Genomic DNA, 13,186 nt, shown 5'->3' on the forward strand with positions numbered 1-13,186 from the left:
GTCAAAGCTAGTTTTTAAAAAGATACCGGTCAATACGTATAAATACGTATTTTTCAATGTTTTTTGTACGTATAAATACGTACTTTTTAACTGTTCTATACTTTTTATACGATTAATCGTATAAAAAAGTTACAAAGACCRTGCCTTTTTTTTATCTTTTTTTTAATAAYCTTATTCTTATAGAGTATCAAAAWGTAAAAAAGGTTGCGTCAAATGTTATTTTTTTTAAAAATAGTTAGAATAATACAATGAAGCATCCTTTTTTTTAAAGTAGTACACGGAATTCATGAATTCCGTGTTGTTTTTATGTTGTGATTTTTATTTTGAAAATAAAAAAAAGATCACAAGAGTAAATGGAGGGTTAAAAACTATATTTGTATAGTTAAAACAGGATTAATTTAATAAACTGTATAGCTATTTTAGGACGAGTCAAAGACGGTGATACTCCCTATATACTCCCTATCAACCCCGTATATACCCCTTATCAAAGTAGTAGTTGTGGTACCCTATGGCTTATTTTCTTTTGCGGTTTTTAGTGAAAAATGAAAGATATTTTATCACAAGAATATAAAATGTGAGACTATTGTATTGCAACAAAAAAAGGCTACTATTTTACTGTTAAGAAGATTAACAAGTCTGTGTGTATAACTCTCCTCAAATCAATCACTCTCTATTTTTTTCTGAATTTCTTCCAATAAAAAAACATAGTCTTCTTGTTTTTTTACAAAATCTAAAGTAGAAACATCAATAACCAATACTTTTAAATTAGTCTGCGTTTTAATATAATCTAAATATCCTCTATTAATTTTTTCTAAGTATTCTGCTTGAATATCTTGTTCATAGCTTCTCCCTCTTTTTTTTATATTTTCTAATAAACGATCAGTATTTTGATATAAATAAACATACAAATCAGGTTTTGGTGTTTCTCTATGAATTATTTCAAACATGTTTTTATACAAACGATATTCATCTTCTTGAAGTGTGATTTTTGCAAAAATCAACGATTTAAAATTATGATAATCTGCTACAATAAAATCCTTAAACAAATCAAACTGCGCTAAATCATCTGTTAATTGCTGATATCTATCTGCTAAAAAAGACATTTCTAAAGGAAAAGCATATCTATTCTGATCTTTATAAAATTTAGGTAAAAATGGATTATCTGCAAAACGTTCTAAGACTAGCTTGGCATTACAATCTTCTGCAATTTTATTTACTAATGTTGTTTTTCCTGCTCCTATATTGCCTTCAATTGCAATGTAATTATACTTTTTTAATCCTATTTTATCAATTGGAGAAACTATTTCTGTTACAATTTCACAATTACTATTATCTAATGTTTCTTCAATTAATTCAGCTACTGATTTTTTTAAAACAGGATGTATCCAATCTAATTTTAAATCATGCATTGGAAACAAAACAAACTTCCTGTTTTGCATTTGACTATGAGGAACTTGCAATGTTTTTGTTTCTATAACCTCCTCATCAAAAGCTATGATATCTAAATCTATAATTCTAGCTTGATACCCTTCTTCTCCAGAACGCACACGTCCCATTTTTTTTTCAATTGCAAGTAATTGCGTCAATATCTTTTGTGCAGGCTTAAACGAATGCAATAATAATGCACCGTTATAAAAAGATTCACTTTCAAAGCCCCAAGAAGGCGTTTCATACACTTTAGAAACTTTAATAACGGTAGCTACTTCTTTATGAATAAAATAAATAGCAGTAATAAGGTTATCTAGTCGATTCCCTTGATTACTTCCTATAGAAACTATAACTTGATGTTGCTTTTTCATCTTTGGCAAAATAACAAACATTTTTAGTTTTCTTATTTAGGTTTTTAGTTTTTTTTATGAACATGTAACATTTTAATCGTTTATAAGACTTATGTATTAAATTAAATGAGTAGAAAATGAAATTTTTAGGAAATGTACTGGCCACCGTTATTGGAATATTTGTATTTTGTATGGTATTCTTCTTTGGGTTAATCTTTTTAGGAGCTATAATGGGCGGTGACAAAGATGCTGTTAATGTAAAAGACAATACTGTTATTGAACTAGATTTATCAACTGTTTCGCTAGATTATGCTGGAAAAGTTAATTTTAAAGATTTTAACTATTTTGAAACAAACCATGATGGTGTAATTGATGTACTGAATGCTATTAATGCAGCAAAAAAAGACAATAAAATAAAAGGAATCTCTATTTTAAACAATCAATCACAATTAGGTTTAGCTCAAAGTAAAGCATTGCGTGATAAACTAGAAGATTTTAAAAAATCAGGAAAATTTGTAGTTGCTTATTCTAACTTTTTAACACAACGTAATTATTATTTAAACTCTGTTGCAGATACTTTATATTTAAATCCTGTAGGAGAATTAGATTTTAAAGGACTTTCTTCTGAAATTTTATTCATGAAAGAACTACAAGAAAAAACAGGAATAAAAATGGAAGTAATTCGTCATGGAAAGTACAAAAGTGCTGTAGAGCCTTACTTAAACCAAGAAATGAGTCCTGAAAACAGAGAACAAATTAGCGTTCTTTTAAATTCTGTTTGGAATACTATTGTTACTGATATATCTAAAAGTAGAAAAATTTCAATTGACAGTTTAAATGCAGTTGCAAATAATTTAGGTGCTAGAACTCCTGAACTTGCTTTAGCAAAAAACTTAGTAGATAAAGTTAGCTATGAAGATGAATACCATAATGCAATAAAAAAGAATTTAAAAATAAAATTAAATGACGACTATAATAAAGTCAGCATTTTAAAATATGCCAAAAAAGTAGGAACATCCACTTCTGATTATTCTAAAAAAGAAATTATTGCCGTTATATATGCTCAAGGAGAAATAAGAGGTGGTGAAGGAGATATAAATATTATTGGAGAAGGTTCTATTAAAAGATCTCTCGAAGAAGCTCGTAATGATGATGATGTAAAAGCCATTGTTTTACGTGTTGATAGTCCTGGAGGAAGCGCTCTAACTTCTGAATTAATTTGGAGAGAAATTGAAATTACAAAAAAAGTAAAACCAGTAGTGGTATCTATGGGTAATGTTGCTGCTTCTGGTGGTTATTATATTGCTTGTAATGCAGATCGAATTTTCGCAGAGCCAAGTACAATAACTGGATCAATTGGTGTTTTTGGAATGCTACCAAACATGAATCAACTAGCTAAAAATATTGGTATTAATGCAGAACAAGTAAAAACACACGACAATGCTGCTGGATATAGTTTATTTGAACCAATGGATGAGAATTTCAAAAATCAAACATTAGAAAGCATTGAAAATGTATATGCTACATTCCTAAACAGAGTAGCAACTGGTAGAAAAATGACAACAGAACAAGTTGATGCAATTGCACAAGGTAGAGTTTGGACAGGAACAGATGCTTTAAAAAATGGTTTGGTTGACGAATTAGGAGGACTTGACGAAGCATTAAAATATGCCGCTAAAATTGCTAAAATCAAAGATTATAGAATTGAGAATTATCCTGAATATGAAAAAAGTTTCGAAGATCTTTTAGGAAACTTTACAGGAATTTCAATGTTTAAATCAAAAGATGCTTTATTAAAAGAGCAAATTGGTGAAGAAGGTTATCAATTATTAGAACAAATAAAGAGAGCAAATCAATTAAAAGGAATTCAAGCAATTATGCCTTTTGAATTGAAAATAAATTAGTATTTATTATTACTATTTTTAAAAGCTATTTCAACTTCATTGTTTGAAATAGCTTTTTTATTATCCTTGCGTTTCTTACATTTGATACATGAGTATTAAAGATAAACTTTTAGCACAACGTATTTACCTTACTTTAGCAGGTCTTTTCATCTGTTCATTAGTGGTTTCCAATCTTATTTTTCAAAAATTTTTTTACTGGTATCCTTTTGGAGACGCAACAATTTTTGGTGCTAAATTATTTGAAATATCAGTTGGAATAATACCATATCCTATTACATTCCTAGTAACAGATATTATATCTGAAATCTACGGGAAAAAGAAAGCCAATCAGATTGTTACAACTGGTATTTTTGCTTCTGTCTTTTCCTTAGGTATTGTTTATATTGCTAACTATGTTCCTGCAATAGAAAATTCCCCTATTAACAATGAAACTTTCACTAAAGTATTCGGACAAACAGCCTTGGCTGTTTTAGCCTCTATGCTAGCCTATTTAGCAGCACAATATGTCGACATTCAAATATACCATTTTTGGAAAAAACTAACTAATGGTAAAATGCTTTGGTTACGCAATAATTTTTCTACCATTACTTCTCAAGCAGTAGATACACTTTCCGTTCTTTTATTATTATGCTATTTTAAAATTTTACCATGGCATCTTTTTGGAAAATTATTTATTAGTGGTTTTGCCTTCAAAACATTTATTGCACTTATAGATACTCCATTTCTATACTTAATCGTTTATTTATTTCGAAAAAAGTTCAATTTAAAACCAAATGAAGAACTCCAAATAGACAATTAATAATTTTATCTTAAAGGATCTAATTTTCAATATTTTGGTATTACATTTGTGATATAATAAATATAATTTAGAAAAAATAAGTAATTATGTCTAAAAAAATCAACTTCAAAAAAATACTTAAAGGACTAGGAATCTTTGTTCTAGTTTCAGTTATAGCTTTAGCGGCTATTCCCTTTTTATTTAAAGATAAAATTAAAGCTTTAGTTTTAAAATCTATAAACGAAAATGTTGATGCTAAAGTTGCATTTGAAGATGTAGATTTAAGCCTATTTAAAAATTTTCCAAATGCTAATGTTACCATCGATAAATTAAGCATTATAAACAAAGCCCCTTTTGAAGGTGATACTTTGTTTTATTCTGGAGAATTAAATTTAAAAATGAGCATTAAAGAACTTTTTAAAGGCGAAAATGAACCCATGAATTTACAAGGTTTTAGCAGTAATAACGCCATTGTAAATGTAATTATTAACAAAGATGGATTAGGTAATTTTGATATTGCTTTAAAAAACCAAGAAGAAGATTCTAAAAAGGAAGAGAGCAAGCCATTTGCTTTAAACATACAAGAATATGGTGTAAAAAATATGCGTTTTACCTTTGTTGATGAAGGATCAAAAATGAAAATGGTTTTAGATAGCATTAACCATGAAGGAAAAGGAAATTTTGCAGCTCAAAAATTAGATTTAGATACTAAAACAACGACTAAAGTATCTTTTGAAATGGATAAAACCAGTTTCATTAAAAACATTGCTTTATCATTAGATGCTGTTTTGGGTATTGATTTAGACAATAGTAAATATGAATTTAAAAACAATAAAGCTTTAATAAACCAACTTCCATTAGAATTTGATGGTTTCATTCAATTACTGGAAGAAGGACAACTATACAATCTAACATTTAAAACCCCAACCTCTGATTTTAAAAATTTCTTAGGATTAATTCCTGAAGCTTATGCTGGAAATATAAATCAAGTGAAAACAACAGGAGAATTTAAAGTATCTGGAAAAGTAGATGGTAAGCTTACCGAAACTACAATTCCTAAGTTTAATATTGAATTAGCTTCAAACAATGCCTCTTTCCAATATCCTGATTTACCAAAATCAGTAAAAAACATTGTAATTGACACTCACATTGTAAACGAAACAGGCATAATGAATGATACATATGTAAATTTAGATCAATTATCGTTTACCATAGATCAAGATATATTTAATGCTAAAGCAAATATTAGAAACCTAACGCAAAATGCATTAGTTGATGCTGCTTTAAAAGGGACTATAAACCTTGCTAATGTTACAAAAGCTTATCCTGTGAAATTAGACAAACCATTATCTGGAATTTTAAAAGCTGATGTAACCACAAAATTCGACATGAAATCAGTTGAAACAAGTCAGTATCAAAACATACAAAATGCAGGAAATATTTCCCTAAGTGGATTTAAATATGAAGGACCAGAAATGGCTAAACCATTCGAAATTAAAAACACTTCTATAACATTCAATCCAAACCAAATTAGATTAAATGAATTTGATGCTAAAACAGGTGATTCAGATATTCAAGTAGCTGGAAGTTTAGATAATTTTTATGGCTTCTTATTTAAAAAACAAGTTTTAAAAGGAAGCTTTAATATGAATTCGACAAAATTAGTCGTTTCTGATTTTATGGCTCCAACTACAACTACTGCTGAAGATGGCAAAAAAACAACAGAAGCTATAAAAATCCCTTCTTTCTTAGATTGTAATTTAACCGCTAATGCTGGTACTGTAATATATGACAATTTGAATTTAAAAAATGTTTCTGGTAATTTAGCCATCAAAGATGAAGCGATCACATTAAGCAATTTAAAAATGGATATTTTTGGTGGAAACATTGGTTTAACTGGAACAGTTTCTACAAAAGGAAATCAGCCAAAATTCAATATGGATTTAGGATTAAATTCTGTTAATATTGCAGAATCATTCACACAATTAGACATGCTTAAAAGTATTGCACCTATTGCAAATACAATTAATGGAAAACTAAATTCTACTATAAAATTATCAGGAAATCTTACGAATGATATGACTCCTGATTTAAAAACAATCTCTGGAGATTTAGTAGGTCAATTATTATCGGCTACTGTAAACGAAAAAAACTCAACTTTATTAACTGCTTTAAGTTCTAATGTAAAATTCTTAGACGTTAGTAAATTAAACTTAAACGACATCAAAGCATCATTATCATTTAAAGATGGTAAAGTAGCTTTAAAACCAATGAATTTAAAGTATCAAGACATTAATATGGTTGTAGGTGGAACACATGGTTTTGATCAATCAATGAACTATGATGTAAAATTTGATGTTCCTGCGAAATATTTAGGCACAGAAGTTTCTTCTTTATTATCTAAATTAACACCTGAAGAACAACAAAAATTAGAAAATATCCCTATTACTGCTAATTTAGGAGGAAACTTTAGCAAACCAACCGTTAAAACAGACTTAAAGCAAGCTACTACTAATTTGGCTTCACAAATAGTAAAAATGCAAAAAGACAAATTAGTTGGTCAAGGCACAAGTGCTTTAAGTAATTTATTAGGTGGTGACAAAAACAACACTACTACCTCAGCTACAGATTCTACAAAAACAACCACTCCAAAAGAAGATATTAAAAATGAAGTAAAAAATGTTTTAGGTGGTCTATTAGGTGGAAAGAAAAAGAAAGAATAAATCATACAATAAATTAATAAATCTAAGGTTGTCATTTTTTTGGCAACCTTTTTTTATCTAAATTTCTTTTCAATCAATTGTGGAACTAAGAACTGATTTATTTCATTTAGACATCATTAGCTAAAATTTAAGCTAAAATTTCTAAACTTAGAATATTAACATTTATCTTTGTCCTTTTAAACTTCATAAGTTATGAGTAAGATTGAATTTCCTGCAAAAGCTTTATTTCTTTGCAATGGGAGTAAATGTGGAAAGCATAAAGAAATACGAAAGCATTTTAAAACAGTTATTAAAGAAAACCATTTAAAAAAAGAAATTGAGATTTTCAAAATGGAATGTTCAGATCGCTGTAAAAATGCTCCAATATTGTATTGTCAATCTGAAAATGAATGGTTCGAAAAAGTAGATTTAGACAAAGCAAAAAGCATAATCAATAAGATGATTCTATAAAAAAAACCCTTTATAATTAATTATAAAGGGCTTTTTCTTGTTCTTTAAACTATTATTCGTTTGAACCAATTTTTGCAATTTGCTTATCTAATTCAAATTTACCGCAAGCAGAATCTTCATCAATTAAATCAAAAAGTTCTAATGCTCTACGAGCATTTTTTTCTTCTTCTCTTTGTTCTTTAACATACCACATCATAAATTCTTCTGTAGCATAATCATTTTCTAATCTACACTTTGCAATTACTTTGTTTACTGTATTTGTTACGGCAATTTCATTCTGCAAAGCAATTTCAAAAACTTCTCTAAATGAATCAAATTCTTGTTGTACTTGTGATACTTCTGGAGTTATAGCAATTCCTCCCATTTCGGTAATATATTTAAACACTTTAAGGAAGTGTTCACGTTCTTCTTCAGATTGCTTATACATATAAGCAGCTGTCTCTTCAAATCCATTTCTATCTAGCCATGCTGCCATTGCTAAATATTTAGTAGATGCATCACTTTCTATCTTTGATTGTAGGTTTAATAATTTTTCAACTCCTTCATGTAATGATGAATTTCTTCTCAATAAATCTTTCATTTCTCGCAATTTTTATATTTAAACATAAATTTACGAAAATAAACCCTACTTTAATAATTCCTTTAAAAATTTGAATTTAATCTAAATAAAATAGTCGCAATTAAAACTACAAAATAGTTACATCGCTTAACACTTCATTAAGCATAGAATTAAGAACTAATGTAAATTTTGTTCCGTTTAACAATTCTCTTAGTTGTACAATTTCACAAATGGTAAGATTTCTAGAAAACTTTTTTTGAGTAGCTTCAATTAATTTAAAATCACATGTATCAGATAAGTCATATAGCATATCTAAGATATTAACACTATTTACTTTTCTTTGAAAAATTAAAAAATCTTGAACTTTATATTTTGACGTTATGCCTCCAAAATTAATTACTATGCTATTTGTTATATCACACTGATAACTATATCCGTTTTTACTTTCAAACAAAATATCGCTTTCAAAATTATTATTTACAACCATAAACCTCAATTATTTGATGCAAATTTAATAACTTATATTTTAACTACAAAATTATTCATATTTAATCTAAATAAACAACGCGTTAATATTGTTTACCTATACATTAATTTTCACAACATAACCTTCATTACTTCTAATATTAAAAACAGTTCCGTCTTCAAACAATAAATACTGTCCTTTAATTCCAGTTATTTTTCCTGTATACAAAGGTGTTTTATCAAGATTTAAAGTACTTACTTTTTTAGGATATTGCAAAACAGGAAACTCTAAATTGTAGAGCATTGCTTCTTCTGGAAAGTATTGTTGTACTTCTTTTGGAATCCAATTGAAGGTTTTCTTTCTCTCTTCTTGCAGATCAGTTATCAAAACATCATTTTTTAACATTTTTTGCCAACTAGTTTTATCTGCAAAATGATTTTTCAAAGCTACTTCTGTTATTCCTGCTAAATATCTATTTGGAACTTCCACAATAGGTACTGCTTGTATTGCACCTTGATCAATCCAACGTGTAGGAACCTGTGTTTTTCGAGTTACACCCACTTTTACCTCACTTGACAAAGCTAAGTATACAATATGAGGTTGTAATTGTACTCTTTTTTCATAATCTAAGTCTCTATCTTCAACATCCAAGTGTGCAGTACTCAATTCGGGTTTCATAATCCAATCTCCTACTGCTGGACTACTCATAAAACAATCATAACAAAAACCTTGTCTAAAAATTTTTTTTTGCTTTCCGCAATTAAGACATTGAAATCCTTCAAATTGGATTTCTATCTCTTTTCCTAACAGTTGATTTACATTTAAAAAACTATCTTCAAAAACTAAATAATATTGAATAGGGCTCGTTAATTCAGTTTGCATTTTTTGAAGGACACCTCTATAAGTCATGCGCTTTTTTAATTTTAATGAGTAAAAGATTTAAAAAAAATGTTATTTTTGGTAAAGTTATCATTCGTATTCTATAATTCATAATTTGTAATTCTAAAAAATGCCACTTCCATTAATAAATTCAATTGCGTCTTGGATTTTAAAGAAACGAATTCATCAAATGGAATTGTTTTTAAAATATCCTCATGAAGTACAAGAAGAATTACTATATAGCTTATTAAAATCGGCAGAAAACACGATTATAGGTAAACAATATGATTTTGCAAGTATTAAAAATTATCAAACTTTCTCCGAAAGAATTCCTGTTTCAAGTTATGAAGACTTAGAGCCATTAATTGAACAAACCAGAAAAGGTACTCAGAATATTTTTTGGAATAGCCCTATAAAATGGTTTGCAAAATCTAGTGGAACCACCAATGCTAAAAGCAAATTCATACCTGTAAGTACTGAAGCATTAGATCTTTGTCATTATAAAGCGAGTAAAGATTTATTATGTTTATATTTAAACAACAATGAAAATTCTCAGCTTTTTACTGGAAAAAGCCTTCGGTTAGGTGGCAGCAAACAATTGTATGAAGATAACAATACTTTTTTTGGAGATTTATCTGCTATTTTAATTGACAATATGCCTATTTGGGCGGAATTTAGTTCAACACCTAGCAATAAAACGTCTTTGATGGGTGATTGGGAAACAAAATTACCTGCAATTATTAACGAAACTATACAAGAAAACGTAACTAGTTTGGCTGGAGTTCCTAGTTGGTTAATGGTTCTTCTTAATAAAACACTTGAAGAAACTGGAAAAAACAATATTTTAGATATTTGGCCAAATGCCGAGGTTTACTTTCATGGCGGAGTAAGTTTTGATCCTTATAGAGAACAGTATAAAAAATTATTCCCAAAAGATAATTTCCGCTATTATGAGATTTATAATGCATCTGAAGGATTCTTTGCTATACAAGATCAGAACAATTCAAATGAACTTTTATTAATGCTTGATTATGGTATTTTTTATGAATTTATACCTATGGATACTTTTGGCACTCTGAGCCAGAGAGTTATTCCATTACATGAGGTAGAACTCAATAAAAATTATGCTTTAGTTATTACAACAAATTCAGGATTATGGAGATATTTAATAGGCGATACTATTCGTTTTACTTCAATAGATCCATATAGAATTATTGTAAGCGGAAGAACAAAGCATCACATAAATGTTTTTGGAGAAGAGTTAATGGTTGAGAATACAGACAAAGCAATTGCTAAAACGTGTTGCGAACTTAACTGTGAGGTAATTGACTACACCGTTGCTCCTGTTTTTATGCAAGATAAAGAAAAAGGAGCACACGAATGGATTATTGAATTTAAAAACAAACCTGATGATATAGATGCTTTTTCAACTTTATTAGATACAAATTTACAACTCTTAAACTCTGACTATGAAGCTAAACGCTATAATAATATGACCTTAAATCCGTTAATTATTAATGTAGCCAGACCTAATTTATTTTACGACTGGCTAAAAGAGAATGATAAATTAGGTGGTCAACACAAAATACCTAGGCTTTCTAATGAAAGAAAGTATTTAGAAGAATTATTAAAGATACAAATCCCTCAACAATATTGAAAATGAAAATAAAATCTAAATCTTTACTCATCATAGTCTTCTCTACTCTTTTTTTTACATCATGTGGGCCAAGAAGATATAAATGTGGACCATATAGAAGATGTAATGTAGATATAAATCTACAAAAAAAACACAGTGAAAATTTTGATTTATGTTTTAAAAACACTAAAGCAACTAAATCACTGAACAACAACACTATAAGCTTGATTATCTAAAAAAAAGACTTTCATTTTCACAGCACTACTATATAACGAGTTTTTTTAACAATTAACCGATAATCCTTCTATATTTAAAATTTAAACCTTAATATTTGCACCCGCTAAGGATTAAATTAACCAAATAATATGAAAAAATTATTTTTTTGTGTACTAAGTATTCCTTTCATAGGATTATCACAAAATAACAATACCAACAATTCAACAAAAAATCAGGACGAACTAAATCCAAACTCATTATTACATTTCACACTATCTGAAACTGGAATAAACTCAGAGTTATCTGAAATTGGAACTACTTTTTTTAAAGATAAGTTTTTAATTATATCTAATAAAAAAAGAAGACATACAAAAACTACATTTAACAAATCTCTAAATACCTACAATAATAATATCTATTGTACAGATGTAGACAAAGAATTGGATTTATCATATCCTCTTCAATTTTCTAAAGTATTAGACTCTGAAAACAATGAAGGAGCTATGACTTTTTCTAAAGATGAAAACACAATATACTATACTCAAACAGACGGAGAATCGAGCAATTTTAAACTTTACAAAGCTTCTTTAGATGTAGACATTCAAGGATATTGGAAAGATATCACCGAATTAAAGATTACAACTGATGATTACTCTGTTGAAACTCCTTTTTTAAATCATTCTGACAACAAGTTATACTTTTCGTCTAATATGCCTGGTGGTTATGGCGGTTATGATATTTATTCGGCTGATATTACTGAAAACGGAACCATCACTAACATAAAAAATCTTGGGAACAATGTAAATACAAGTAGTAACGAGAAATATCCTTTTATATCTTCTGATAATAAATATATCTATTTTTCTTCTGAAGGACATAATGGATATGGTGGATATGATGTTTTCAGAAGTTCTATTACAAATAACAATTACACTAACACTGTAAATTTAGGTCCTAGTTTAAATACTAAAAAAGACGAGGTTTCATTTATTTTGGCAGAACCAAATAAAGGATACATATCTATTAACAAAATTGACAATAGAGAAGATTTTGATGTTTATCGTTTTACAACTGAACAAAAAGAACAAGAACTAACTATTTCTGTTGTTGAAAATAATTTAAACACAAAACTACCAAATGTAGATGTTTTAATTACAGACGAATTTGGAAATAAAATTACAGAAACAAAAACAAATGAGAATGGCGAGGTTACAATAAAATCAAGCCCTTTAACTCAATATAAAATTGTTTCTAACAAAGATGGTTACAACACTGAAACAACAACAATAACACCATCAATAAGCAATCCTAAAATAAATGAAGTTATTGCTTTAAAAGTTAAAGGATCTGAAATCAAGCCTATTGACAATAATCTTTCAATAGATAAAATTTTCTTTGATTTCGATAGAGCTACAATTAAAAAAGAGTCTCAAGTTACTTTACTTAAAGTTGTTTCTTTATTAAATGAAAATCCAGATATGAAAATTTCAATTAATGCTCATACTGACAGTAAAGGACCTGAAAAATACAATCAAACTCTATCTGAAAAAAGAGCTAAATCTACTTATGATTTCCTTATTAACAAAGGAGCTGATAAATCACGATTAACATTTAAAGGGTTTGGAGAGTCTCAACTTTTAAACAAATGTAATGTTTGTACTAAAGTGCAAGATCAAGAAAATAGACGAGTTGAATTTAAAATAAATATAAATTAAGGCAAACCATTTAAATATTTTATTTCAAGTTGTTCATAAGCTTTATGCTAAAAAAAATCCCGATAAATATTTTATCGGGATT

General features: G+C 28.2%; 10 protein-coding genes. 6 read left to right on the plus strand and 4 right to left on the minus strand.

Annotated features, from left to right (window positions below; translation table 11 throughout):
* Positions 1-659 precede the first annotated feature (659 nt).
* On the minus strand, positions 660-1,799 hold the full coding sequence (gene folK, locus SY27_RS08850; protein ID WP_045969371.1) for a 2-amino-4-hydroxy-6-hydroxymethyldihydropteridine diphosphokinase: 1,140 nt from the start codon (positions 1,797-1,799) through the stop codon (positions 660-662).
* A gap of 116 nt (positions 1,800-1,915) precedes the next feature.
* On the opposite strand from folK, the gene sppA reads away from it, so the two are divergent.
* The 4 genes from sppA (at position 1,916) to SY27_RS08870 (ending at position 7,633) form a co-directional block, all read left to right on the plus strand.
* Positions 1,916-3,682 carry a signal peptide peptidase SppA gene (sppA, locus tag SY27_RS08855; protein WP_045969373.1) on the plus strand — a complete coding sequence of 589 codons (1,767 nt, stop codon included), beginning with the start codon at positions 1,916-1,918 and terminating at the stop codon, positions 3,680-3,682.
* An 88-nt stretch (positions 3,683-3,770) separates the two neighbouring features.
* Positions 3,771-4,481 (plus strand): queuosine precursor transporter, encoded by a 711-nt coding sequence (locus SY27_RS08860; protein WP_045969375.1) that lies wholly within the window; start codon positions 3,771-3,773, stop codon positions 4,479-4,481.
* Between the two features lie 86 nt (positions 4,482-4,567).
* Positions 4,568-7,183: an AsmA-like C-terminal region-containing protein gene (locus SY27_RS08865; protein ID WP_045969377.1), complete on the plus strand. Its 2,616-nt coding sequence runs from the start codon at positions 4,568-4,570 to the stop codon at positions 7,181-7,183.
* A 192-nt stretch (positions 7,184-7,375) separates the two neighbouring features.
* Positions 7,376-7,633 (plus strand): (2Fe-2S) ferredoxin domain-containing protein, encoded by a 258-nt coding sequence (locus SY27_RS08870; protein ID WP_045969379.1) that lies wholly within the window; start codon positions 7,376-7,378, stop codon positions 7,631-7,633.
* 52 nt (positions 7,634-7,685) lie between these two features.
* Here the strand turns inward: SY27_RS08870 and SY27_RS08875 are convergent, their stop codons facing one another.
* From SY27_RS08875 to SY27_RS08885, 3 genes are all read right to left on the minus strand, one after another.
* Positions 7,686-8,213 (minus strand): ferritin, encoded by a 528-nt coding sequence (locus tag SY27_RS08875; RefSeq protein WP_045969381.1) that lies wholly within the window; start codon positions 8,211-8,213, stop codon positions 7,686-7,688.
* Positions 8,214-8,319: 106 nt separating this feature from the next.
* Positions 8,320-8,679, minus strand: coding sequence for a hypothetical protein (locus SY27_RS08880; protein WP_045969384.1), 360 nt, complete (start codon positions 8,677-8,679; stop codon positions 8,320-8,322).
* Between the two features lie 96 nt (positions 8,680-8,775).
* A complete protein-coding gene (locus tag SY27_RS08885) occupies positions 8,776-9,567 on the minus strand; it encodes a DUF2797 domain-containing protein (protein ID WP_045969386.1) in 792 nt (263 codons plus the stop codon).
* Positions 9,568-9,667: 100 nt separating this feature from the next.
* Here SY27_RS08885 and SY27_RS08890 point away from each other — a divergent pair, with 100 nt between their 5' ends.
* Both SY27_RS08890 and SY27_RS08895 read left to right on the plus strand, forming a co-directional pair.
* Positions 9,668-11,194: a GH3 auxin-responsive promoter family protein gene (locus SY27_RS08890; protein WP_045969388.1), complete on the plus strand. Its 1,527-nt coding sequence runs from the start codon at positions 9,668-9,670 to the stop codon at positions 11,192-11,194.
* 344 nt (positions 11,195-11,538) lie between these two features.
* Positions 11,539-13,104, plus strand: a complete 1,566-nt coding sequence (locus tag SY27_RS08895; RefSeq protein WP_045969389.1) for an OmpA family protein — start codon at positions 11,539-11,541, stop codon at positions 13,102-13,104.
* Positions 13,105-13,186: the final 82 nt, after the last annotated feature.

The sequence above is a fragment of the Flavobacterium sp. 316 genome, from assembly GCF_000967805.1.
Classification (GTDB): Bacteria; Bacteroidota; Bacteroidia; order Flavobacteriales; family Flavobacteriaceae; genus Flavobacterium; species Flavobacterium sediminilitoris.

Bases quoted from the DNA above. Each gene is read 5' to 3' on its own strand.
- folK (WP_045969371.1), bottom strand. From the start codon at position 1,799: ATGAAAAAGCAACATCAAGTTATAGTTTCTATAGGAAGTAATCAAGGG.
- sppA (WP_045969373.1), top strand. From the start codon at position 1,916: ATGAAATTTTTAGGAAATGTACTGGCCACCGTTATTGGAATATTTGTA.
- SY27_RS08860 (WP_045969375.1), top strand. From the start codon at position 3,771: ATGAGTATTAAAGATAAACTTTTAGCACAACGTATTTACCTTACTTTA.
- SY27_RS08865 (WP_045969377.1), top strand. From the start codon at position 4,568: ATGTCTAAAAAAATCAACTTCAAAAAAATACTTAAAGGACTAGGAATC.
- SY27_RS08870 (WP_045969379.1), top strand. From the start codon at position 7,376: ATGAGTAAGATTGAATTTCCTGCAAAAGCTTTATTTCTTTGCAATGGG.
- SY27_RS08875 (WP_045969381.1), bottom strand. From the start codon at position 8,213: ATGAAAGATTTATTGAGAAGAAATTCATCATTACATGAAGGAGTTGAA.
- SY27_RS08880 (WP_045969384.1), bottom strand. From the start codon at position 8,679: ATGGTTGTAAATAATAATTTTGAAAGCGATATTTTGTTTGAAAGTAAA.
- SY27_RS08885 (WP_045969386.1), bottom strand. From the start codon at position 9,567: ATGACTTATAGAGGTGTCCTTCAAAAAATGCAAACTGAATTAACGAGC.
- SY27_RS08890 (WP_045969388.1), top strand. From the start codon at position 9,668: ATGCCACTTCCATTAATAAATTCAATTGCGTCTTGGATTTTAAAGAAA.
- SY27_RS08895 (WP_045969389.1), top strand. From the start codon at position 11,539: ATGAAAAAATTATTTTTTTGTGTACTAAGTATTCCTTTCATAGGATTA.